Genomic DNA, 23,773 nt, shown 5'->3' with positions numbered 1-23,773 from the left:
CGGTTTTAGTATCAGGAGAAATCGAGAGTTTTTATATGGAAACAATCATTCCTCACTGCCGGACAATTTACCCCCGAGCCAGGGGACCAGTCGCTGCTCCCAATAGGGTTCGGGGCCAAAGCGGGCCTTGAGGAAATCGATGAAGAGACGGATCTTGGGATCCAGATGTTCGCGCCTGGCATAAACGGCGTGTACCGCCATCTGCTGGTTCGGTCGCCATCCTGGCAACACCGGGATTAGCTTGCCGCTCTGTAACTCCTTGTCCAGCAAGTAGTTGGCGATATAGGCGATGCCGAGCCCGGCCAGTGCCGCATCCCGCACCGCCTCCGCCATATCCACCCGATAGTTGCCCGCCACCTGCACCGTCTGGCGCTCCTTGCCCTGGCGAAACGACCACTGGTGATAGCGCCGCTCCCGACTCTGGTAAGTGATGCAGTTGTGCTGGGCCAGATCCTTGGGATGGAGCGGCGTACCGTGGCTCAGCAGGTAATCCGGCGAAGCCGCCACCACGAAGCCAATGTCGGCCAGCCGCTGTCCCACCAGCCCTTCCGGCTTGTCCTCATAGGTGGTGAGCCAGAGATCCAGCCCCTCATCCACCAGATTGGTTCTGTGGTCGAACAGCGAGACCTCCAGCTCCAGCTCGGGATAGCGATCCTGAAACGCCTTGAGATGAGGAATGACGTGCAGACGACCAAAAGATTGGCCCACCCCGAGATGGAGCACGCCACTCACCTTGCCACGCCGCTCGGCGATCATGGAGTCAGCCTCCTGCGCCACCGCCACGAGCGCATGGCAGTGACGGGCATACTCCTGACCCAGCTCGGTCAGGACGAAGCGGCGGGTGGTGCGCTGCACCAGCTGGGCGCCAAGGGTGGTCTCCAGCAGCGCCAGCTGCTTGCTGATATGGGATTTGGAGACCCCGAGACGACGGGCGGCGGCAGAGATCCCCTGCTCGCGCACCAGCGCATCGAAGATCACCATTTGAGGAAGACGTTGCAGCACAGGATAACCGGATTGAGTGGCGGTAGCCCATTATTCCAGAGCCGCCCGCCAAGGGGTAGGGTCAGAGCCCCAGCGCCCGGGTGATCTGCAGTTTGAGGGGGTCGTCAGCCGGATTCTGGTTGGCGCCGTAGCTGGCGATCAGCTTGCCATCGCGCCCCACCAGATACTTGTGGAAGTTCCAGTTCGGCTCATCCCCATCAGCGGCCGCCGCCAGCCCCTTGAACAGTGGCACAGCATCGGAGCCCCGCACCGCTACCCGATTGAACATCGGGAAGGTGACGCCATAGTCGCGGCGACACACCTCGGCGGTCTTGGTCTCGTTGCCCGCCTCCTGCCAGAAGTCGTTGGAGGGGAAACCTAGAATAATCAATCCCTTATCCTTGTAGCTCTGGTAGAGCTGCTCCAGATCGCGGAACTGGCCGCTGTAGCCGCAATAGGAGGCGGTATTGACCACCAGCACCACCTTGCCCTCGGTCAGCTGACAGAGATTGTGGCGCTGAGAGTTGTTTAGCTCCCGCATCTCCACATTGAAATAATCGGGGCACGCCGCAGAGGCCGCACCGGCCCCCAATAACAGCAACAGAGTGAACCATTTCATCGCCAAGACTCCTTTTGTTTTGTCCATCATACGCGGTTACCAGAGCCGCAGTTCACTCTCAATGCAATGGAATGCCGGTCAGCCAGCCGTGGCCCCAGAACACCAGCAGCGCGGTGGCAGCCAGGCCCGCCCCGACGCTGATGCCGGTGCCCGTCCAGTTGGCCGCCGGACGGGGATATCGCTGCCAGTCCCGCACCGAAATCCAGACCATGCTCACCAGCGCCCAGAGCCCGATGCCGCCAAACAACACCAGAGAGCGCGCCTCGCTGTTGACCAGCAGATGAGCCACCGCCCAGAGCAGGGTACCGAGCAGTTGGGGATGCACCAGCCAGCGCCGCAGATGGTTGGGCCCCTGGCCGGAGAAGAAGAGGATCAGCGCAAAGGGCATCATCACCGTCATGGTCATCGGCCCCCACTCCGGCAGGAAATAGAGCGGCAGCGAGCTGGCCGAGCGCCAACCGGCGATGATGCAGGCGATGGCGACAAACAACAACAGGGAGAAGAGCCCCTTGTAGCGATTCTCCCCCAGCCGCTCGCGCAGCCGCGCCCGATGGGCCACCGCAAAACAGGGGTAGAGATGGATCAGGGTAAACAGCGCAACCCCCAGGGTCAGCAGGAACATGAGTCTCTCCTTGTACTTGGTACGACCACTATGCCGTAAAGGGAGATTTGCGCCTATCAAAACCGTGCTGACCCATGGAGTCAAAAGTGTGGCAAGACAAAGGAGCAGAAAGAAAAGAGCCGATCACGATGGATCGGCAAATAAGTGCCAGGGCAGTCAGACATCTCGCGGGATGGGAGATGCCCCAAACGGGGATATTGAGTGGCCGATGGGGCGCATCGGCCGAACCGGATCAGCCCTTGAGCTGATAGAGCGCCGCTACGTTGCGCGCAGTGAGTTGAATGTTGGTGCTGGCGCTCTCCAGCGCCTCCGGCAGAGACATGGCGCGGTTGACTACGGCGAATACCGCGTCCAGCCCGTGATCGTGTACCACACCGCAATCGTCGGTCAGGCAACCGGAGATACCGATCACCGGCTTGCCGAACTGCTTGGCGCAGCGTGCGACACCGATTGGCGTCTTGCCATGGATGGTCTGGCTGTCGATGCGCCCTTCGCCGGTGATGACCAGATCCGCATCGGCCACTTCATCGGCCAGTTTCAGGGCTTCGATGACGATCTGGATTCCGGGCTTGAGCTCGGCACCAAGCAGACCGACCAGCGCGGCACCCATGCCACCGGCGGCACCCGCCCCCGGAATATCCTTCACCTGCTTGCCAAGGGCCTGCTCAATGCAATCGGCATAACGGGAGAGGTTAGCATCGAGCTGTGCCACCATCTCGGGGGTCGCCCCCTTTTGCGGGCCAAACACCGCAGAGGCGCCTTTCGGGCCACAGAGCGGGTTGTTCACATCACACGCCACCTCGATAACCAGCTCATCCAGACGTGGATCCAGACTGCTCAGATCGATGGTCGCGAGCTCACTGAGACCTGCGCCACCCAGAGCAATAGGCGCACCATCCGCTTTGAGCAACTTGCCGCCGAGCGCCTGGATCATGCCGGCACCGCCGTCATTGGTGGCGCTGCCACCGATACCGAGGATGAGGTGCTTCACCCCCATCTCCAGCGCAGCCAGGATCAGCTCGCCGGTGCCGAAGCTGGAGGTGAGCAGCGGATTGCGCTGCTCGGGAGCGACCAGATGGATGCCGGAAGCGGCGGCCATCTCGATGACGGCACGCTCGCCATCACCCAGCAGACCGACAAAACCCTGTACCTTGTTGCCAAGGGGCGCGGTCACTTCGACCGGCAGGATGCGGCCACCGGTGGCATCAACCAGCGATTGCACCGTACCTTCACCGCCATCGGCCATCGGCAATTTGACGTAAGTGGCGTTCGGCAGCACCTGCTTGAAACCGGCCTCGATGGCATCAGCCACCGACATGGCGCTCAGACTCTCCTTGAATGAATCGGGGGCAATAACAATTTTCATATCAATTCCTTAGGCGAGGCCAAACACGCCAAACATCAGGGTGGAGACAGTGGCAATGGTCAGACCGACTGCGGTTTCGTATGGGATAAGTTTCAGGCGCTCACCCACCCCCATGTGGACGCTGCCACCGGTGGCATGGAAGAAGGAGCCGTGGGGCATGTGGTCAAACACGGTGGCACCGGCATGGATCATGGCCGCTCCGGCCAGACTGCTGATGCCAAGTTCAATCAGGGTGGAGCTGAATACGTTGGAGGCCACCACGGTACCGGCGGTGGTCGAGGCGGTTGCCAGCGACATCAGGGCACCGGAGATGGGCGCCAGCAGGTAAGAAGGCAGACCGGAGGCGGTCAGGCCGCTGATCAGCACATCTTTCAGGCCGGAGTTGGCGATGATGCCCGCCAGGGTACCGGTACCCAGCAGCATGATGGCAACCGGCGCCATGCGGGCGAGGCCGGAGACCGCAAACTGGTTCACCTTGCTGAATTTACCCATCATCAGGGCACCAACCAGACCACCGAGGGGCAGTGCAATCAGCGGATCCACCACGATACCGGCGACCGGCCGCAGAGCCAGCAGCAGGATGGCGACCAGCGGCGCGCTGATGGCGGCGGCAAAGCCCGGCAACTTGGCACCGGCAAAGCTCACCACTTCATCAGCAGCAACCTTGCTGCCCTTGTTGTTAAGACGCTTGGCCAACCAGTAGGCCATCACCAGACCGAACAGACCCGGGATGATGCCCGCCGCCATCACCGAAGTGAGGGGCAGATGGAAGGCGTCAGCCGCGGCAATGGCGTTGGGATTGGGGGACATGACGTTACCCGCCTTGCCGCCGCCGATCATCGCCAGCAGGATGGCCGCCTTGGAGAGGTCGGCACGGCGGGCGATAGCCAGCGCAATGGGGGCGACCGTGATGACGGCCACATCCACGAATACGCCGACCGCAGTCAGGATCAGGGTTGCCAGCGCCAGCGCCAGCAGGGCGCGGGTTTCACCCAGCTTCTTGACGATGGTCTCGGCGATAGTGGTGGCAGCACCCGATTCGATCAGCACGCCCGCCAGTACACCGGCCGCCAGGATCCGCATCACAGCTGTGGTGATCCCCTGGGCGCCGCCGATCATCAGGGCGACGGTCTGGGTCAGATCGGCACCGCCAATCAGGCCACCAGCAAGAGCACCCACGATCATGCCGTAAGCGGGCGGCACCTTCTTCAAAATGAGGATGATGGCGATGGAGAGCGCCGCGATGGCGCCAAGGGCTGTAACCGGGATCATGACGGACACCTTCAATGGGAGTGAATGGCCGCCATTATGGAGATCTGCAATCAGAATACTTTGGCTTAAAAACCAAAAATTGCGTCATGTAAAAGTGGTTTTTTGTCCAACTTCACAATCACAAGTCGAGATTAAGGCCGAGATAGAGCAAAAATTTGTCGTCTAACTTGTTGAAATTCAACCCAGTTATCTGCTCTATTCGCCCCAGCCGATAGCGCAGGGTATTGGGGTGAATGAACAGGGCTTCGGCACAGCGATGCAGATCACAATCCTGCAAGAAATAGTGGCGCAGGGTCTTCTGCAGCGCCCCCTTGCCATCTTCCCGGGCCAGTTTCTGTAGCGGTGTGCGCAGCTGATCCGCCTGCCAGGAGTCCGCCAGACTGCCCAGCAGCACCGGCAAACGGTAGTCCTCAAAGAAGTAGACCTGTTTGCGCGGCGCCTGCCGCATGCCACGGCGCAGGGTATCTCGCGCCGTCTGGTAAGAGCGCGCCAGCCCGTCTATCCCGGCGAAGTAATCGCCCACCGCGATATGCACCTTGAAGTGGGGAATGCGCGCCAGCAGTTGCTTGATCCGGCTGCGCTCCTGCGCCGATTGCCAGACGCCATCACTCAATTGTGCCGGTTTGAGCACCACTATCTCGTCGAGCCCGTTGATGGCGACCAGATTGTCCCGCTCCGGATTCTCCAGCTGATGGACCAGCTCGCGCAGACGAGCCGGATCGGCCTCCTCCAGCGCAAGCACGGCCACCACCCTGGGCTGGGCCAACTCCAGCCCGAGAAAACGGGCCGCCTGCTGCAGCTGATCGTCCCGCCCTTCACCACGGATGAGCTGCAGCACCAGCTCCTCCTTGTGGCGCTTGTCCCACTGCAGCTGCTCGGTGAGCGCCGCCTGCTCCAGGATCAGCTCGGCGGTCATTCGCACCAGCTCAGCGTAAGCACGCACTTCCTCCGGATCGCCGGAGATGCCGATCACCCCGATCAGCTCCCCCTGATAGGAGATGGGCAAATTGATGCCTGGTCGCACCCCTTTGAGCTGCAGGGCTGTCGCTTCGCTAATCTCCACCACCCGGTTTTCAGTGAGCGCCAGCACGGCCCCTTCGTGACGCTGATGGATCCGCTCCGGATTGCCGGACGCAATGATGAGGCCGTGTTCGTCCATCACGTTGACCGAAAAGGAGAGGATCTTCATCGCCCGCGCGACGATCTGGCGGGCAAGGTTATCGTTTAGCTGCATAACATCTCCGGACAAGGGGCTGATCTGGCTACGTCACCACGAGGCGATTCAGGGCACATGGGCGCAAAGATGCCACATCATCAAGACAAGCGAGAGGGGGATCGCTAGAATAGGCCACTTTACCCGATGTGTGCCCCGCCATGGAGCAGGAATTGCGTGCTTGCACCCGCCTGCCCGTGCTGGCCCATCCCTCCGATCTGGACTGTGCTATGGATTATGAATTTCGCCGCGACCCGTTTGGTGGCTATCGCGCCCGGTTCTCCATGGGCCATGAAGCCATCGGTCAGTGGCTGATCGACGAGGTTGGCAAGGATGAGGAGAAGCTCGACGAGCTCTTCTCCATCATTGATCAGCTCTCCAACCGCACCCGAGTCGAATACCGGCTCAACGGCGGTGACTACTCCCTGCTGCTGACCCATGAAGAGGCGGAGGTGAAAGCCAACGCCCTCAATATCGAGCTGGGTGAGGATCTTGACGATCTCGCCTACTACGATGATGAACAGCTGGCCATGTGCGGGCTGGAAGATTTTGCCCAGGTGCTCACCTCCTGGCGCGCCTTTATCCGTAACGAGGATATGGGCTGATTGACCCAATGTCGGATTACTATGTCGGGCAAACGTGCCCTTTTGCCTAACTCAACAGGATTGACTATGTCTATTTACGATTTTGATGACGAACTGCCGGAAGACGAAGAACAGGAATCCACCAAGAAAGCGGCTGCACCTGCCAAGAAGAAAGGCAAGCAGGTGATGAACACTCAGGTCAACCTGAGCCCGCGCGATGCCAGCCGTCTGAACGGCATGCACGTTGAAGCGATCGCCACGCTGGACGACGTCAGCCTGCCGAAGAACGTCATCTTCAAGGCTGGCCTGATCGCCCTGGGCGAACTGGAAGCCGGCAAGCGCGCCGATATCATCGCCCGCGTGATTGCCGAATCAGGCCGCTAAGCGTCCCTGAAGGCAAATAGAAAGCCGGAGCCACTGCTCCGGCTTTTTGTTTTCCGGCCGTGCACTCTCAACGGCAATCGCTCCCCTTTCCGGCTCGGGAGATCAGTTGGTCATAGCGGCCATCGGCACGGGCGGCAGCCAGGGCATGATTGAAGCGCTCAAGCAGGTTGGCGGCCTCCGGGTACTGCCGTGAAATGATCAGGTAAAAGGTGTCGCTCTGACGAAAGTGGGGCAATGCCTGCAGATGGCAGGGGTCGCCAAACAGCTGAAGGCTGGCATCCCGGGTCACCGTCTCGTTCATCGGCAGCAGATCGATCCGTTTGCGATCCAGCAGTTGCAGACACTGTGCCAGGGTCTTGGGGCGCTGCAGATCCAGCCCGAAACGCTTGATCACCCCGTCGGCATGGCTGGTGCTCCACCCCAGCGGAATACAGACACGCAACCCTTGCCAGCGACCAGCCTGAATGGCCTCGCTCCCCCGATAGGTGAACCAGGAGAGGCGATCTATGTGAATGGGAGCACTGTAGTGGAAGAGCTTGGCCCGCTCGGCAGTCCAGGCGTAGGGGAAGGTGGCCGCGACCAACCCATTGCGGATCAACTGATAGCCGCGGGGCCAAGGCAGGTAGTCGACCTGGAGCTCTCGATACCCGGCCTCTTGCAGCAGGGCCGTCACCAGCCGGGTGCTCTCGCCGCCTTCAGGCAGGGCCTTGCCGGTATAGGGGGTAAACTCACCGGTCACCAGCAGCAAGGGTGCGGCCTGCAGCCAGACACACCAACAACACAACAACCACAGACAGTGCTTCATCAGGTGCTCTCCCTTTACCCTGTTGATGAGTATAGAGAAGGGATCCGACCACCTCCTGCGCGGTTGTCCTGCTGACGCCCACTTGTTAAGGTTGCCGCCTGCCTCGATCAAGGAGATCCAATGCTACCCCTTCCCGACTCATTTATCTGGGGCGCGCTGGCGCTGGCCGTGCTGCTTGCCCTCTTCCACCCGCGTCTTCCCGCCTTGGCCCTGCTGGGACTCTCCCTGCTGCTGGCACTGTGGCTTGACCGAATGACGCTACCCGCCCTGCTGGTCTCGGTCGCAGGATTACTGCTGGCGTGGCGTACGCCAACCCTCCCCGCCCGCTGGGCGATGGCGGCCAGAGTGGTGCTGATCCTCTGGGCGATTGCGCTGACCCTGCACCTCATCCCCGGCTTCAACAATCTCAAGGTGCTGGATCAGGCGCTGGCAGGCCCCGCCAGCGTGCCGTTCAACATGTATCTGAACCTCGACAAACCGCTGCTGCTCTTTGGCTTGCTGCTGGCCTGCCCGATGCTGCTGGGCAAGGGGGGCACCATCCGCTGGCGCCCTTTGGCCCTGTTGCTGCTGCCGCTGGGTGCCCTGCTGGTCATCGCCTGGCTGTTGGGGGCACTGAAACCGGAAGTGGGTCTGCCCCACTGGTGGTGGCTGTTTGCACTCAACAACCTGCTATTCACCTGCGTGGCGGAAGAGGCGCTGTTTCGCGGCGCGATCCAGCAGGCGCTGACCGAGCGTTACCGCCCCTGGATTGGCATCGTCGTGGCTGCGCTACTGTTCGGAGCCATCCACTTGCCCGGTGGCCCACTGCTGGCGCTGTTTGCGACCCTGGCAGGCTGCTGCTACGGCCTGGCATTCCAGCTCAGCGGGCGACTCTCCGTGGCCATCCTGATCCACTTCGCCTTCAACTTCGCCCATCTGGCGCTCTTCACCTACCCGCTGGCCCAGCACTAGCTCCTGAAGGCGCCTGACACGAGCGCCTTCCCTCGCTCTTCCCTCTCTCTTTAAGCGTGTTAAGCGTGCTGCCTCGCTCGCTTTACACCTCCAAAAAGCTCCAAACAAAACCAATTCATTTACTTGTAACCAAAATGTAAACAAACTGACCTCTGCATTCGCCATAACAGTCACTTTCCATTGCCCTGCAACCAAAAGGATCCTGTGATGCAGAAAACCCTCAGTTATGCCGCCCTGCTGCTGGTCAGCCAGTTCCCGCAACTGGCTCTGGCCGATACCGATGTCTATCTCACCAACAACAGTCCTGAACCGCTTCAGATCGACATCCGCCAAAGCGGCAGCGGCCAGTTGCAACCCGGCAGTCAGTGGAGCCAGCACCGTACCGAACTGGGCCCATGGGAGAGTGCCATGGTGCTCAGCTTCAATCGCTATGAGGGGGTCAAGGCGGGCAAGAGCTATCTGTTCGAAACCCGTGTGACCACAGCGGGTGGCGACGTCTATCGGCTCAACCAGCTGATGGAGGGAACCTGGTGGAACACCACCTTGCAGCACGGTGGCGAAACGCCAACCGGCGCATCCGGCTGGCAAAACAATCGGGCGATCCATCGCGTTGCAGGGCCACAAGAGCTGGCCTTTGCCGCCAAGTTCACCGGCCGCTACGACGATCTGCACTATATGATCACGCCCCCCCAAAAACAGGAGCAACCGGAACCGGCAGAAAACAGGCTCAAGGTGGCCAGCTACAACGTCTGGGCACTGCCGGTCATCGCCTCCAGCATCGGCGAGCGGTTGACCTTGCTGCCTGATTATCTCAAGGGTTATGACGCCCTGCTGCTGCAAGAGGTATTCGATGGCCGCCGCGAGGGCTTTTTGCAGGCGCTGGCGAAAGAGTACCCCTACCAGACCAAGGTACTCGACAAGCCCGGGGTCAACATTCATGACGGCGGCGTGGTGATCGTCAGCCGCTATCCCATAGTGCGGGAGGCCCAGCTGGTCTATCCCCAATGCACCGGCACCGACTGCTTCGCCGACAAGGGGGTGATGTACGCCGAGGTGATCAAGGGGGGCAAGGCGTGGCACCTGTTCGCCACCCACACCGCCAGCTTCGACACCGACGAGGCCCGCAAGCTGCGCCAGATCCAGTTCGGTCAGATCCGCTCTCTGGCAGCCAGCCTCAAGATCCCTGCCACGGACACCGTCATCTACGGCGGCGACTTCAACGTCAACAAACGCAAGTTTGCCGATGACTACGCCAACATGCTGGCCAATCTGAATGCCTATGAACCCGCCTATGGCGGCTATACCGAAGCCACCTTCGATCCCAGGATCAACCCCTATGCCGGTGGCCCACTCTCCGGTGGCGCCAACGTCGAGTATCTGGACTATCTGGTAGTGAGTCGGGAGTACGGCAACGCCAGCCACAACCTCAACACGGTCTGGATCCCGCGCAGCAGCGATGGCAGCCTCTGGCCCGCCAGCAACCTCTCAGACCACTTCCCGGTCAAGGGAGAGATCAGCCGATGACTCGCCGTTACGGGATACTGGCGCTGGCGATCCTGACCCTTTTGCTGGTGAATCTGGGCTGGCAGGAAGAGCAGTCCCCGATATCGCCAGAACGGTCGACGACGCCCTCTCCGGCCGATATGCAGTTGCCAGCAGAACCGGGGAGCCCGCCTCCCCACATGCCAAACGCTGAGGGGATGGATGGCAAAAGCAAAGAAGTGCCCAGCAGCTGGCAGGCGATGCCGGATGAACTGATCAACCAGCTTGCCAGCGAGATCAGCGACAGCGAGTTGCCGCTGGCGCAGCGTGTAAGCAATCTGGAAGCAACAGAGGCCGGATGGCTGAGCGAGGGTGAGAGCCTGATCCGGCTACAGGGACGCTATGCCCTGGCGCTGGATCAGTTGGCGCAGGAGAGCGAGCAGTTGCCGCTGGCCGAGCGGCTGGACACCCTCACCCATTTGCAGGATCGGTGGGCGGCGGATCATCCGGATCTGGCGATGGATCTGTTCAACCCGGATGCCCGCCTGCAGCAAGCCCGTCAGCTGTGGGGAGATGAGGAGCTGGCCACCCTGGCCCGTCACTTCCTGCCCGCAGAGCAAGCCGAAGCCACGCTGGCGTTTGCCGGAGCGCGCCAGCAGCAGCAGGATCAACGCAGCCGCTACCAGCGAGAGCTGGCCGAGCTGGAGCAGCAACTGGCGGCCAGCCAACAGCAGATGGATCCTGCGCAGTGGCAACAACACAAGGAGGAGGTGTTGAGCCAGTGGCGTCGTGACTTCTTCGCGCGGGAGCAAGGCAAACCCTGAGGTCAGCGCTTGCCCTTGAACTGCTTGACGCTGCGTTTGGCCTGAGTGCGGCGATTGGCCTGCTTGTCACGAGGGGGGCGCTTGCCCTCCCCGCTGGCAGGCTGGTCGGTAACCGGGAATCCCGCCAGATCGCCCAACGGCAGCTCGCGGCCGGTCAGGGTGCGGATAGCTTGCAGCATGTCACTCTCGCCATGGCAGACCAGCGAGATGGCCAGCCCCTCGCGGCCAGCCCGGGCGGTACGACCGATGCGGTGTACATAGACGGGGGCGCTGGCGGGCAGATCCAGATTGATCACCACCGGCAGCGCCTCCACATGGATGCCACGCGCCATCAGGTCGGTGGCCACCAGCACCCGAATTTTGCCCTCTTTGAAATCGCTGAGCGCCTGCTCGCGCACCGCCTGTTCTTTTTCGCCATGGAGGGCAGCCACAGCGATGCCTGCCTTGGCCAGCTTTCTGGCCACACCGTCGGCATCATCCCGCGCACTGATAAAGACCAGCACCTGCGGCCACGCCTGTTCCTTGAGCAAGCTGATAAGCGCCGGGACCTTGCTGCTCTTGTTGACCAGATAGAGTCGCTCTTCGATCTCGTTCACCACGCTGTTGAGGGGGTTGGCCTCGATGCGGGTTGGCTCACGCAGCAGGCCGTTAGCCAGCGCCTCTAGCTCGGCAGGCAAGGTGGCGGAGAAGAGCAGGGTCTGGCGATCCGCCGGAATAAAGCCGAGCAGCGCCTTGATGTCGGGAGCAAAGCCCATCTCCAGCAAGCGATCCGCTTCATCCAGCACCAGCAGTTGCAAACCATCCAGCCCCAGCAACTGTTGGGTCAGCAGATCCCGCAACCGCCCCGGCGTGGCGACCAGCAGCTGTGGCCCCTGCGCCAGTTCGGCCTGTTGCCGCTCCTGCGCAACGCCCCCACACAACGTCACGATGCGCAGCCCCAGCGCCTCGGCGCCCTCTTTTAGCGCGGCAGAGACCTGAATCGCCAGCTCGCGGGTCGGCACAAGCACCAGACCCAGCACCTGACTGGAGGAAGGATCCAGCCGTTGCAGCAGCGGCAAGCCAAACGCCAGCGTCTTGCCGCTGCCGGTCTGGGCCAGCGCCAGCAGATCCTGCCCCGCCAGCGCCGCCGGAATCGCCAGCTGCTGGATGCAGGTCGGCGTCTGCAAGGTGGCGGGCAAAGAAGCAAGCAAGTCGGGATGAAGGGCAAGTTCGCTAAAGGTCATGGCGCTACGTCAACAAAGAAGTGGGAGGCGAAGTCTAGTGAGCGGGGGCCGAGAAGTAAAACCCTATCCATGATGGTTTGGCCGAGGGGCGCTGACGACGGGCTGACTACACTTTAGCTGACCCATCACCAAGAGAGACCCGCCATGACCAGACACATCCCCCTTCTGCTGCTCGTGGTCACCCTGCTCGGCAGCGCGACTCTCGGCCTGTCGCAGACTCCGGAAAACGACGCCACCCCCGAGCCGCCGAAACCGGTGCGCATCCTCAATGCCCACCTTGGCGAGCTGCCGGGGCTGATCAATGCCGACAAGACAGGTCCCTTTGTCGATCTGGTACATGCCATCGATGATCTCTACCCCGATGTGACCATCAAGATCACCATCTATCCCATTGCCCGCGCCATGGCGGGGGTAATCGCCGGCAAGGCTGACCTGGGGCTGCCCGCCATCCGCAACCTCAAAGATGCCGAGATATTGCCCTATAGCTTCAGCACTCGTAGTTTCGGCAAGGTGACCCATGTGATTTACAGCAATACCGCCAATCCGGTCACTACTGATATGGCCTATGGCATAGTGCCCAGCAAACGGGATCTGCTGATCGAGGCGGTTCCCGACTATATGCCCTTCCCGGTGCAGCGCTCGATGAGTATCGAGCAGTCACTGCGCAAGCTCTCACGCGGCCGTATCGACGCCTTTATCTGGGCGCAAGAGGAGGCCGACCTGATGCTGAAGCATCTGGGGCTGACCAATGTTCGCCGGGAATTCTTCGGTGATTTCGAAGATGTCTTCATCATCCAGAAAGGGGCTGCAGGTGATGAGATGGACGAATTTCTCCGCAACGCCATCGACCAACTGGCAGCAAGCGGCAAACTGGCCGAGATCTACAATAAGATCCACCGTCCCTATGTGGAGTGGCAACCATCTCCTCCCGCCAAGACGGAGCCAGCGTCCACCCAACCCGCAACGCACTGAGCAGCCCATTTCCCCATAAAAAATCCCGCCGAAGCGGGATTTTTTATGGCTTGCAGCCTTACAGCACGGCCAGCGCAGCGGCGTAGTTCGGCTCGTCGGCCACTTCTGCGACCAGCTCACTGTGCAGCACCTTGTTATCACCATCCAGCACCACGATGGCGCGAGCGGTCAGCCCGACCAGCGGGCCGGAAGAGAAGGCAACGCCGTAATCTTCCATAAAGGCCGCACCGCGCAGGGTGGAGAGGGTCACTACCTTGTCCAGACCTTCGGCGCCGCAGAAGCGGGACTGGGCGAACGGCAGATCGGCGGAGATACACAGCACGACAGTGTTATCCAGCGCGCTGGCCTGCTCGTTGAACTTGCGCACAGAGGTCGCGCAGGTGGGAGTATCGACGCTCGGGAAGATGTTCAGGATTTTGCGCTGACCGGCAAAGCTTGCCAGGGTCACGTCGGAGAGATCCTTGGCCACCAGGGAGAAGGGCTTGGCTTGCTCACCGGCGACCGGGAAGTGACCAGCGACGGAAACCGGGTTGCCTTGCAGAGTGACTGAGTTGCTCATGTGTTATGTCCTTTATTGATGTAATAAAAATCCGGGTGATCAGTATAGGGGCGGCAGGACCAGACAAACACCCTCGAAGACAAGGGATATAAAGGGGTTGACCTTGGACTTAACACCAAGGTTTAGACTCCCCCTCAATAATCAGGGATCTCGCAGGGGCGGGATCCATCAAGAGGGACTCATCATGAGCAAATCCTGCTGCAATCATCAGCACGCCGCCCCCATCAAGGCCGTCAGCAAGGCGGCACCCGGCCAGAGTGAACATCACCACGATAGCCACTGCTGCGACAACACCACGCCCGTCAGTTGCTGTTCAACCCAGACGCCTCATGAGCACACATCCCGTGACGGCAATGAATCCCCCGGGGATGAAGAGCCTCCCCGAGGAAGCTGTCACGCTCAAGCGTGCTGCAGCGCCCCCTTATCGCCAGCTCACGATCATAAGCATGAGCATGAGCATGAGCATGAGCACGATATGCCCCCTGCCGACCCGCTGGTTGCGCCGGTGCAAGGCAACAGCCGCCACAGCTGGCAGGTGTTGGGGATGGATTGCCCCAGCTGCGCCCGCAAGATCGAGACCGCCGTCAGCCGGGTGAGCGGCGTACAACAGGCGCGCGTATTGTTTGCCACCGAGAAGCTGGTGGTGGATCTGGCCCCCGGCCTCTCACCCGATCCCGTCACCGCCGCCGTGCTGGCCGCCGGTTTCCAGCTCAAGGGGGAAAGTGCTGACAAGCAGGCAGCTGGCCGCAAGCAAGCTTCACAACCGCCCCTGCAAGGCAATCTATTCGGTAACTTTTTGGGCAAATATTGGCAGCCCCTGTCACTAGCCGGCCTGATGCTGGTCGCCGCCCTGCTGCCGAAAGAGCTCGGTCAGCCACTCTTTACCCTGGCGACCCTCTGGGGTCTGTGGCCCATCTCCCGCAAGGCGTGGGCGCTGACCAAAAGCGGCTCCCCCTTCGCCATCGAGACCCTGATGACGGTGGCCGCCGTGGGGGCCCTGTTCCTCGGCGAAACCGCGGAAGCGGCCATGGTGCTGCTGCTCTTTATGCTGGGTGAACATCTGGAGGCCTACGCCGCCGGACGCGCCCGGGCTGGAGTGACCGCGCTGATGGCGCTGGTGCCTGACAAGGCGCTGCGCATCCGTACCACTGTCGAGGGCGAGGTGCGCGAAGAGGTCGGCGCCGATGAGCTGCGTCCCGGCGACATTATCGAAATCGCCCCGGGTGCCCGTCTACCTGCCGACGCCCGCCTGCTCGATGAGCTCGGGGCGTTTGACGAGAGCGCCCTGACCGGTGAATCCATTCCGGTGGAACGTCGCCAGGGGGACAAGGTGCCGGCCGGTAGTCTGGCTGCCGATCGGGTGCTGCACCTTGAGGTGGTGTCCGAACCCGGCAACAACGCCATCGACCGCATTCTGCACCTCATCGAGGAAGCGGAGAGCCAGCGCGCCCCCATCGAGCGCTTTATCGACCGCTTCAGCCGCTGGTATACCCCGGCCATGATGCTGGTCGCCCTGCTGGTGGTGCTGGTGCCGCCCCTTGCCTTCGGCCAGAGCTGGGACGAGTGGATCTATCGCGGGCTGGCGCTGCTGCTGATCGGCTGCCCCTGCGCGCTGGTCATCTCCACCCCGGCAGCGGTTACTTCGGCGCTGGCCGCCGCCACCCGTCAGGGGGCCCTGATCAAGGGTGGTGCCGCACTGGAGCGACTGGCCCATATCGACACTGTCGCCTTTGACAAGACAGGCACTCTGACCCTGGGCAAGCCGCAACTGACCAAACTGGTGAGCCTCAATGGCCAACCGGAGGCCGAGTTGCTGGCACTGGCGGCTGCCATCGAGCAGGGCTCCCACCACCCGCTGGCCCGCGCCGTGGTGGCCGCTGCCAACGAGCAGGGGCTAGTTCAGGTAGAAGCCCGCGACTTGCGCGCCCTGCCGGGCATGGGCGTTGAGGGACGCATCAACGGTGAACTGTGGCAACTGCTGGCACCGAGCCGGGTGGCGGCCCTGAATATGGAACAGCAAACCCGGATTGGTTCGCTGGAGCGGCAGGGCAAGACGGTGGTCGTGCTCTGCCAGAGCAGCGGCGACCAGGCGCTGCCGGTCGCCCTGCTAGCGCTGCGGGATCAGATCCGGCCGGAAGCGGCTGCTGCGCTGCAAGAGCTCAACCGACTCGGGCTCAACAGCATCATGTTGACCGGGGATAACCCCCGCACCGCCGAGGCGATCGCCACCGAGCTGGGCATGGGCTGGCGTGCCGGCCTGCTGCCGGAGGGCAAGGTCGATGAGATCGCCAAGCTCGGTCTGACGCAAAAGGTCGCAATGATCGGCGATGGCATCAACGATGCCCCCGCCATGAAGCGGGCCAGTATCGGCATCGCCATGGGGGGCGGCACCGACGTGGCGCTGGAGACTGCCGATGCGGCGCTGACCCACAACCAGCTCGGCGGCATAGCTGCGATGATCCGGTTGTCGCGGGCGGCACTGGCCAATATTCACCAGAATATTGCGCTGGCGCTGGGGCTGAAGGCCATCTTTCTGGTCACTAGCCTGCTCGGCATCACCGGCCTGTGGATTGCGGTGCTGGCCGATACCGGCGCCACCGCGCTGGTGACCGCCAACGCCCTGCGGCTGCTGCGCAAGCGCTAAGCCAGCCAATGGCATCCCAGCCAAAAGCCGTCCCCCAACCGGGACGGCTTTTCTTTTTCCTCTCATTTCTCTCACGGCACCCCGTAAAAGAAAAAGCGCGCCTGCCGGTCGGCAGTCGCGCTTTGCTTACTCTCTCGGAGTTATCCCACCCTTGGCAAGGTGGAATTCAACCCGGGGACGCCGAGCCATCCCCCGGACTCAATGGGTTGCTTACTTGGCACTGCACTCCTGAATGACGGCAGTACCTGCCTTGACGCCAGCCGGGTCAACCTTCACCAACACACTCCACAGCCCTTGCGGCAATGTGATGCTGTTGTTGGCACTACCGGCCTCGGAGAAGGCGAACGGGTAGCCCGTCTCCGCCTTCAGCGCGCCGCCGCCGTTGAGCAGGTACTCCTTGCTCCAGTCCTCGTTGGCGACCTTGAACTCGGTGCTGCCTGTGTAGTTGAAGGCTGCCTGATAGATGGCGAGATCGCCGTCCATCCCCTTGTAGCTCAACTGGTACTGGGGCTGAGCGGCCCAGCCGGAGAGCTCACCCTTGACGAACAGGTTGTAGCCGAGCGGATTGCCCGCCACCGTGTCCAGTACCTTGCAACTCTGCACCGGCTCGGTGAAGCTGACGCTCAGGGTGGGCTTGTCCTTGTTCATGGCGGTAAACACGAACTTGTAGCTGCCCGCCTTGGCCAGATCGAGCCCGATGTTGCCGGTATCCCCACCCTTGCAAAGGGTCAGCGGAGTGCCGACCACCAGCTTGTCACCGGCGTTGCAGCTGCCATAGTTGACCGGCCCCCAGCTGGCATCTGCAATCTTCACCTCGGTTGAGCCCAGCTTGTCAGCCTGTACTTCCGTGGTGAATTCATACATGAAGTTGCTACTGAAGGTCATCTGGTTGGTCTCACCCCATTCACCGAGGAACCCCTTCAGATAAACGGCGGTGTTGCCAAACGGTGGCAGGGTGCTCAAGTCGGTCTTCTTGCTGACCGGCAGGCCCGCGCCCTGTGCACCAGACTGCGGCTTGACGAACACGGCGGCAGACCAGGCCCCCAGCGTCAGCTGGCCGTTGTCATAGGCGGCGCCGCTGGCGATGCTGTCGACTGCGCGATGCTTGCTGCTAAGCACCATACCGCTCAGATCGATGGGCTGATCGTTGCCATCACGGAAGTCGCCGATGCTCTGGCTCTGGTTGCTGGCGTTGATCATCACCACCAGACCATCGATGGCCGGATCCAGATCCGCCCCGGCACTGACGCCATCATCCACCGTCATGACGATAAGGCCGGGCACCTGATCCGGGCCGGTATTGCGGAAGTCGACCCGCTTGATCACCTCGGCGCCGCTGCCCAGACGCAGCAGGCGGGAGGAGTTGCGCAGCTCCGCCAGCTCCTGATAGAAGCTCACCATCTGCGCCATCTCGGCCGAGCCCGGCTTGGCATGCTTGCCGAGCACCTGCTCAATCAGTGGATAGTTGTCGCCATCCTTGTCCTTGCGCGGCAACCCCTTGTCGAAGTTGTTGTCGCCCAGGGTGTAGTCGACCTTGTTGTACCAGTCGCCCGAGTCATAACTGTCCCGCTCCATGGATTTGGAACGCAGCAGCTCGACACCGGCGTGGGTGAAGGGAATGCCCTGACCCAGCATGGCGGTCGCCAGCGATACTCCCTGCATCCGTACCAGATCGGCTCCGGCAGGTGCCTTGTAGATCAGGTTGTCGAACAGGGTCTGGTTGTCGTGCTTGTCGACATAGTTCTGCACTTCCACCGGATCCTGGGCATAACCGGCAGGCTGACCGTTGTAGTCAATCTCGGCGCCTTTCTTCGGCATGCCATCCTTGTCGGTCAGCACGAACTCCTTGAGGTTGCCCGCCATGCCGAGCCGCACCAGATCGGACTGGTGCAAGGCCGTCGCCAGATCCACCTTGCTCATTTCGTTAGGATCGACAAAGGCACCGTTGCCAAAGCCCTGGGTCTTGCGAATGGTATCGCCACCGTCGAACGGACTGCCGCCGCGCACCGCATCGCGCAAGCGGTCGGAGAAGGAGCCGATACCGGTACCACCCAGATGCTTCTGGGTAGCCTGCACGAAGCGCTTGTCATCCTGCACTTCGCCGAAGTTCCACCCCTCGCCGTAGAAGTACATCTCGGGATTGACCTTCTTCACCGCGGCCAGCGCCTGCACCATCTGATCTTTCGGATGGTGGCCCATCAGGTCGAAGCGGAAGGCGTCGATCTTGTAGTCGCGCGCCCAGGTGACCAGGGAGTCATCCATCAGCTTGGCAAACATGGCGTGTTCCGGCGCCGTGTTGGAGCAGCAGGTGGAGTTCTCCACCGAGCCGGTCTCCGGATTGAGGCGCTGATAGTACCAGGGCACTATCTTGTCGAGCACCGATTTGGGGCCGAGCCCGGATTCGTTGGTGTGGTTGTAGACCACGTCCATCACCACGTTCATACCGATGTTCTGCTTGATGGCCTTGACCATCTCGCGGAACTCCAGAATACGTTTGGTGCCCTCGGCGTTGGTAGCGTAGGAGCCTTCCGGCGTGGTGTAGTGGTAGGGATCATAACCCCAGTTGAAGGAGTCGACGCCGCGCAGATAGCCGTACAGCTCCTGCACCACAGGGTTCTCCTTGCTGTCGCTGGCTTGCAGCTCACCGAGCACGGCTTCAATGGTCTCGCCACCACCACAGTGGCTGGCAAACCGGGAGTTCTTGACCTCGGGATTGACCTCGCACAGCTTGCTGAAGTCATCGCCGATGTTGGCCACCTTGGCCGGATCCTCGTTGACGGTGGCGATGTCGAACACCGGCAGCAGGTGCAGGTGGCTGACGCCGCTCTTGGCCAGGGATTTCAGGTGGGTGACGGGCACGCTGTCGCTGTCGGTCAGCCCGAGGAACTTGCCACGGTGCTCCACCGGGGTGGAATCATCGTTGCCGGTCAGATCGCGGACATGGGCTTCATAGATGGTGATGTCGGCGGGATTCTGCTGGCTGTGGGGCGCCTTGAGGCTGTCCCACCCTTCCGGTTTCAGGGCCGGATCGTCGAGATCCACCACCTGACTGAACTCGGAGTTCATCGCGAGGCTAAGCGAATAGGGGTCGGTCACCTCGTAGTGCTCGACCTTGCGGCTCAGCGGATGGTAGACCTCCATGTCGTAGCGGTAGAACTGGCCGATCAGCTCGCTGCCCCCTTCGTAACTCCAGCTACCGCTGGCGCTATCGAAGGTCATGGCCACCTCGCCACTCTTCTGGTGGCTAGCGTTGTAGAGGGCCAACTTGACCGACTTGGCGGTCGGCGCCCAGAGACGGAAGGTCACCCGGTTACCCTCCACCACGGCGCCATAGCTGAGCTTGGTCGCCTCTGGGGCATAGAGCGCATCAAGGGCACCAGCACTTTGCACCAGGGTCGCCCCCTGCAGGATACCGTCGGCATCGGTGCCGATAGCCACCAGTTCACCCTTGAGCAGGGTCTTGAGGTCCTTGCCGGCGGGCAGGGCGAAGGCGGCCGCATCCTTGAGGTGCGGATATTTGGCCTGCTGCTCGGCAGTCAGGCTGGTCGCGGTCAGGCTGATATAGGGGAAATCGAACACCCCATCGGCATTGGCCTTGATGGTGCCCGAGTCGGTGTAATAAAGGCGCACGTGAGGCTTGTCCTTGCCCCCTTGCCAGATCAGGGTATTGCCATCGATCAGATGGGCACTGGCCCCCGCCACGCCGAAGGCCGCGGTAAAGGCTTCGGCACGACTGCCAAACAGATCCTTCTTGCCCGCGACGATGGCCACGGTGCGATCCGGGTGCTCACTGAAGATCACCTTCATATCGCTGCCGGTCAGGTTGGCCAGATCGCCGTTGCGAGCGATAAAGTTGATGCACCCTTCCACCTTGCTGAGCGGTACGACCCAGGCCGGACCAAAGTTGTCGGCAGTGGCAGGTGTCTTGCTCTTGTCATCCCACCCGCTGTTCAGGCCGCTATCTGCCGTTGCATTGCAGGCATCGTTATTCCAAAGATGCAGGCTGTGGCTGTCAAACGGTGTCTTGGCACTCTTGGCTGCCGCCTGGGTGTCCACCAGCGCAATGACTACCTCGTTGGGGCCAGCTTGCAGCAGCTCCTTTGGGGGATCCATTTTGGGCAGTCGAGCGACAGGTCCGTCAGAAGGTTCAGGTGTAGAAGTAGATGTGCTGTTGCCATTACAGCCAGACAAAAGCGCGAGCAGTGAGGCTGTTACCAGCGCCACTTTGGTCTTTTTCATATCCATATTTTTATAATTCCCGCTGTAGTTAGTCTCGATAGTCGAGCACCCGGTCATTGCCAGGCGGTGCCATATTAATCAGCGGCAATCGATTCAAATGTGAGCAACAGGGCAAAAAAACCATCCAGTTTCAACAAGATAACGTTTTCAGACTGAAACTTCGATCCGGCTCACAGACCTCGCGGCCATTTGGCCTCATATCTGGAAAGCGGCAGTCACGGGGTCAGAAAAGCAATGTCTGATCAAGTGGATAGACAAGGAGTAAACAATGAAACGGATTGAAGAGCAGGCAAGACGACTCGATCAGGAGTATCAGGCAATCGGTCAGCTGTTCGACCAGTTCTGCCAGCAGGCTGGCGCCCTGGCCGAGCAGTATCACTTCTTCAACTGGCCCGATTATGAAGACTCCCCCCCGCTGAGCCGCGCCTTCACTCTGCTGGGGGAGCCCCGCCAGTTGCGGCTGCGCTGTCAACCCGGTGAGCGCTCTGCCCTCAATGGTTTGATCCAGGTGGTCTCGGAGGATGGCACTATTGATGCCAGCCTCGGGTTTCGCGCCGATGGTCAGCTGCTGCTGGAGTCCGGCAAGCTGCTGGACAACCCGCCCGGACTGCTGCTCAAGTTGCTGCTCGGGGCAATCTGGCAACACAAGCCACAGGCAGATGTTGCACAACAGGAGATCTAGCAGCAGAGCCAACTGTTGACCCGTTCTGGCTATTGTGGCCGCAGCAAGCATCTACAATAGCCTGTTCCTGTCGAAGTAAGGTTCAACGGATGGGCGTCTTCGCGACGTACCGTCGGCACCTGCCACACAGCAAAAAGGCTCCAGAGGAGCCTTTTTCTTATTCCGGTTACTTTCTATTCCGGCTGCAGCGGTTCCGCCACCTTGCCCTCCAGCTTTCTGACCGGCTTTTGCAGGATCAGGTTGGCCGGATAGGTGACCAGATCGCCGTTGTCATCACGCACCCGCACATAGAAGAGGCCAATCTCGGTGATGACGCCGGTGACCGAATCATCCTTGTCGAGGATGCGGATCCGGTCGCCAATCTTGTAGGGGAAGGCGAAGAAGATGGTGATGCTGGCGGTGATGTTGGAGAGGATCGACCACTGGGCGACCATGGCGACCCCCAGTACCGCAAAGAAGGAGGACGCGAGCACCACCAGTCGGGAGAAGTCGAGCCCCCATACCCCAGCCAGCACCAGCAGGGTGGCGCAGCCGAGCAGGAAGTGGAACACATGGGCCACGTAGAGCACCCGGTTCTCGCTCACCTGCCTGCTCTGACCGAGCGCCAGCAGGCTCTTGTGAATAAGCCGCCGGATCAGGGTATGCCCCAGCAACAGCAGCAGGGTCAGGCCAATTGATTGCCACATGGGTTATGCCTCCTTACCACCAGCGCCGATGTTTGAGCCAGATAGCCAGCCCGCTGGCCAGCGCCACCAGCGAACCGCAGAAGACCCAGAAGGCGGTCGGATTCTCGGCCCCGGGGATACCGCCGAGGTTGATGCCAAACAGGCCGGTCAGGAAGCTGGCAGGTAAAAAGAGCAGCGCCATCACCGACATCTGGTAGGCGCGGCGGTTGGTCGCCTCCGCCATCAGATTGTTGATCTCGTCTGCCAGCACAGCGGTGCGCGCCACCCCGGCATCGAGGTCATCGAGCCAGCGCCGCAGCCGATCTGCGATATCGAGCAGACGCCGCCGGTCATCTTCATCCAGCCAGCTGATCTTCTCGTTGGCCAGCCGTGCCACCAGATCCCGCTGGGGGGAGAGGTAACGACGGATCATGATGAGCTGCTTGCGGATCAGCGCCAAGCGGCCATTGGCGGGCAGGTCGCGCATCAGCACCATCTCCTCCAGATCGAGGATCTTGTCGTGCAGCTCCTCGACAAACTCCCCCGCCCGATCTGTCAGGGCATCGCAGATCTCCACCAGCCAGTCGGCCGGGGTATCGGCGCCACCACCCAGTTTGAGCTGGTTGAACACATCCTGCTCGGAGAGCAGCGGACGACGACGGCTGCTGATGATGAGATCCGGGGTGATGAAGATGCGCAGCGCCACCATCTCTTCGGGCCTGTGATCCTTGTTGTGGTTGATGCCACGCAGGATCAGCAGCACCGTCTCCCCCATCCGCACCAGCTTGGGACGATTGCTCTGGCCGAGCAGCGACTCCCTGGCCGCCTCGCTGAGCAAGGGGGTCTGCAACAGCCAGCGCGCCGAATCGGGATTGCCGTAATCCAGATGCAGCCAGCCGGGATGCGCCGCCGGGACTTCGCTTCCCGCCGTCAGCGGCGCCATGCCACCCTTGCCATCCAGGGTCAGGGCATAAATCACTTCACCGGGCACCCGATCCATCTCGTCTCCTTCTCGTTTCATGTGCTGGCCCCAGCTTACACCAAAGGCGGGGCCGACTCAGCCCCGCGCCGGAAAGGGGAGGCCTGTGTTAACATGACCACTCTCGTTTTCTATCCGCTTTCACTACAGGAAACCATGCCATGCCCATCTGGGTTGATGCCGATGCCTGCCCCATTCCGGTCAAGGAGATCCTCTACCGTGCCGCCCACCGCGCCCAGGTCGTCACTACCCTGGTGGCCAATCAGGGATTGCGGGTGCCCCCCTCGCCCTTCATCAAAACCCAGCAGGTGGAGAAGGGATTCGATGTGGCAGATCATGTCATCGCCCAGCAGGTTCAGCCCGGCGATCTGGTGATCACCGGTGACATCCCCCTCGCCTCCTGGGTGATCGATGCCGGTGGCGAGGCGCTCAATCCCCGCGGCGAGATCTACACCCGCGAGACCATCAAGGCGCGGCTCGGCATGCGCAACTTTATGGAAGAGCTGCGTTCAGCCGGCGTGCAGACCGGCGGCCCGGCCCCCTTCAATGCCGCCGACAAACAGAGTTTTGCCAACGCCCTCGACAAGTGGCTGGTCAAAGGCAAGCTTGAATAAGCCTCTCCCCGGCGCAAGCTGGGGAAAATCTCTTATCCCTCTTAACGCTCTCTTAAGTCTTGCCGCCTAACCTTGTCGCTGTTGCAACATCAA

21 protein-coding genes are annotated in these 23,773 nt (G+C 61.4%); 9 read left to right on the top strand and 12 right to left on the bottom strand.

Annotated features, from left to right (window positions below):
* Nucleotides 1-45: 45 nt before the first annotated feature.
* The 6 genes from G5171_RS11310 to G5171_RS11285 form a co-directional block, all read right to left on the bottom strand.
* Nucleotides 46-981, bottom strand: a complete 936-nt coding sequence (locus G5171_RS11310) for a LysR family transcriptional regulator (RefSeq protein WP_042053315.1) — start codon at nucleotides 979-981, stop codon at nucleotides 46-48.
* Between the two features lie 82 nt (nucleotides 982-1,063).
* Nucleotides 1,064-1,600 carry a glutathione peroxidase gene (locus G5171_RS11305; RefSeq protein ID WP_076495785.1) on the bottom strand — a complete coding sequence of 179 codons (537 nt, stop codon included), beginning with the start codon at nucleotides 1,598-1,600 and terminating at the stop codon, nucleotides 1,064-1,066.
* A 58-nt stretch (nucleotides 1,601-1,658) separates the two neighbouring features.
* Nucleotides 1,659-2,222, bottom strand: a complete 564-nt coding sequence (locus G5171_RS11300; protein ID WP_216976857.1) for an NnrU family protein — start codon at nucleotides 2,220-2,222, stop codon at nucleotides 1,659-1,661.
* Between the two features lie 232 nt (nucleotides 2,223-2,454).
* Nucleotides 2,455-3,588, bottom strand: coding sequence for a glycerate kinase (locus G5171_RS11295; RefSeq protein ID WP_421260196.1), 1,134 nt, complete (start codon nucleotides 3,586-3,588; stop codon nucleotides 2,455-2,457).
* Between the two features lie 9 nt (nucleotides 3,589-3,597).
* A complete protein-coding gene (locus G5171_RS11290) occupies nucleotides 3,598-4,860 on the bottom strand; it encodes a GntP family permease (RefSeq protein ID WP_005340326.1) in 1,263 nt (420 codons plus the stop codon).
* A 118-nt stretch (nucleotides 4,861-4,978) separates the two neighbouring features.
* Nucleotides 4,979-6,094 (bottom strand): sugar diacid recognition domain-containing protein, encoded by a 1,116-nt coding sequence (locus tag G5171_RS11285; RefSeq protein WP_216980066.1) that lies wholly within the window; start codon nucleotides 6,092-6,094, stop codon nucleotides 4,979-4,981.
* Between the two features lie 209 nt (nucleotides 6,095-6,303).
* Between G5171_RS11285 and G5171_RS11280 the strand changes: the two genes are divergently transcribed.
* Together G5171_RS11280 and G5171_RS11275 are read left to right on the top strand one after the other, a co-directional pair.
* Entirely contained in the window at nucleotides 6,304-6,678 is a 375-nt protein-coding gene (locus tag G5171_RS11280; RefSeq protein WP_026034971.1) for a YacL family protein, read from the top strand.
* Between the two features lie 66 nt (nucleotides 6,679-6,744).
* A complete protein-coding gene (locus G5171_RS11275; protein WP_005348860.1) occupies nucleotides 6,745-7,041 on the top strand; it encodes a hypothetical protein in 297 nt (98 codons plus the stop codon).
* A gap of 67 nt (nucleotides 7,042-7,108) precedes the next feature.
* Here the strand turns inward: G5171_RS11275 and G5171_RS11270 are convergent, their stop codons facing one another.
* Nucleotides 7,109-7,846, bottom strand: a complete 738-nt coding sequence (locus tag G5171_RS11270) for a substrate-binding periplasmic protein (RefSeq protein WP_421260195.1) — start codon at nucleotides 7,844-7,846, stop codon at nucleotides 7,109-7,111.
* Nucleotides 7,847-7,966: 120 nt separating this feature from the next.
* On the opposite strand from G5171_RS11270, the gene G5171_RS11265 reads away from it, so the two are divergent.
* The 3 genes from G5171_RS11265 to G5171_RS11255 all read left to right on the top strand — a co-directional run bounded on the left by G5171_RS11265 (nucleotide 7,967) and on the right by G5171_RS11255 (nucleotide 11,103).
* Nucleotides 7,967-8,797, top strand: a complete 831-nt coding sequence (locus G5171_RS11265) for a CPBP family intramembrane glutamic endopeptidase (protein WP_421260194.1) — start codon at nucleotides 7,967-7,969, stop codon at nucleotides 8,795-8,797.
* Nucleotides 8,798-9,004: 207 nt separating this feature from the next.
* Nucleotides 9,005-10,321, top strand: a complete 1,317-nt coding sequence (locus tag G5171_RS11260; RefSeq protein ID WP_421260193.1) for a sphingomyelin phosphodiesterase — start codon at nucleotides 9,005-9,007, stop codon at nucleotides 10,319-10,321.
* Nucleotides 10,318-11,103, top strand: a complete 786-nt coding sequence (locus tag G5171_RS11255; protein WP_421260192.1) for a hypothetical protein — start codon at nucleotides 10,318-10,320, stop codon at nucleotides 11,101-11,103. Before G5171_RS11260 ends, G5171_RS11255 begins: the two co-directional genes overlap by 4 nt.
* A 2-nt stretch (nucleotides 11,104-11,105) precedes the next feature.
* On the opposite strand, the gene G5171_RS11250 is transcribed toward G5171_RS11255, so the two are convergent.
* On the bottom strand, nucleotides 11,106-12,326 hold the full coding sequence (locus G5171_RS11250) for a DEAD/DEAH box helicase (RefSeq protein ID WP_421260191.1): 1,221 nt from the start codon (nucleotides 12,324-12,326) through the stop codon (nucleotides 11,106-11,108).
* Nucleotides 12,327-12,470: 144 nt separating this feature from the next.
* On the opposite strand from G5171_RS11250, the gene G5171_RS11245 reads away from it, so the two are divergent.
* Entirely contained in the window at nucleotides 12,471-13,298 is an 828-nt protein-coding gene (locus G5171_RS11245; protein ID WP_421260190.1) for an ABC transporter substrate-binding protein, read from the top strand.
* Between the two features lie 58 nt (nucleotides 13,299-13,356).
* On the opposite strand, the gene tpx is transcribed toward G5171_RS11245, so the two are convergent.
* Complete coding sequence (gene tpx, locus G5171_RS11240; protein ID WP_021230929.1) at nucleotides 13,357-13,857, bottom strand: thiol peroxidase; 501 nt, start codon at nucleotides 13,855-13,857, stop codon at nucleotides 13,357-13,359.
* Between the two features lie 184 nt (nucleotides 13,858-14,041).
* On the opposite strand from tpx, the gene G5171_RS11235 reads away from it, so the two are divergent.
* Complete coding sequence (locus tag G5171_RS11235; RefSeq protein ID WP_421260189.1) at nucleotides 14,042-16,501, top strand: zinc/cadmium/mercury/lead-transporting ATPase; 2,460 nt, start codon at nucleotides 14,042-14,044, stop codon at nucleotides 16,499-16,501.
* A 210-nt stretch (nucleotides 16,502-16,711) separates the two neighbouring features.
* Here the strand turns inward: G5171_RS11235 and pulA are convergent, their stop codons facing one another.
* Nucleotides 16,712-20,746, bottom strand: coding sequence for a pullulanase-type alpha-1,6-glucosidase (gene pulA / locus G5171_RS11230; protein WP_421260188.1), 4,035 nt, complete (start codon nucleotides 20,744-20,746; stop codon nucleotides 16,712-16,714).
* Nucleotides 20,747-21,008: 262 nt separating this feature from the next.
* Here pulA and G5171_RS11225 point away from each other — a divergent pair, with 262 nt between their 5' ends.
* Nucleotides 21,009-21,422: a hypothetical protein gene (locus G5171_RS11225; protein ID WP_005341466.1), complete on the top strand. Its 414-nt coding sequence runs from the start codon at nucleotides 21,009-21,011 to the stop codon at nucleotides 21,420-21,422.
* Between the two features lie 173 nt (nucleotides 21,423-21,595).
* On the opposite strand, the gene G5171_RS11220 is transcribed toward G5171_RS11225, so the two are convergent.
* Nucleotides 21,596-22,108 (bottom strand): mechanosensitive ion channel domain-containing protein, encoded by a 513-nt coding sequence (locus tag G5171_RS11220; protein ID WP_005354921.1) that lies wholly within the window; start codon nucleotides 22,106-22,108, stop codon nucleotides 21,596-21,598.
* 13 nt (nucleotides 22,109-22,121) lie between these two features.
* Nucleotides 22,122-23,087 (bottom strand): zinc transporter ZntB, encoded by a 966-nt coding sequence (gene zntB / locus G5171_RS11215; RefSeq protein WP_421213313.1) that lies wholly within the window; start codon nucleotides 23,085-23,087, stop codon nucleotides 22,122-22,124.
* A 140-nt stretch (nucleotides 23,088-23,227) separates the two neighbouring features.
* Here zntB and G5171_RS11210 point away from each other — a divergent pair, with 140 nt between their 5' ends.
* Entirely contained in the window at nucleotides 23,228-23,680 is a 453-nt protein-coding gene (locus G5171_RS11210) for a YaiI/YqxD family protein (RefSeq protein ID WP_421250741.1), read from the top strand.
* Nucleotides 23,681-23,773 lie beyond the last annotated feature (93 nt).

The sequence above is a fragment of the Aeromonas sp. 600774 genome (genome assembly GCF_049175075.1).
GTDB classification, from domain to species: domain Bacteria; phylum Pseudomonadota; class Gammaproteobacteria; order Enterobacterales; family Aeromonadaceae; genus Aeromonas; species Aeromonas veronii_A.
The sequence above is the reverse complement of the archived record's forward strand: the minus strand, read 5'-3'. Positions and strand labels throughout refer to the sequence as shown.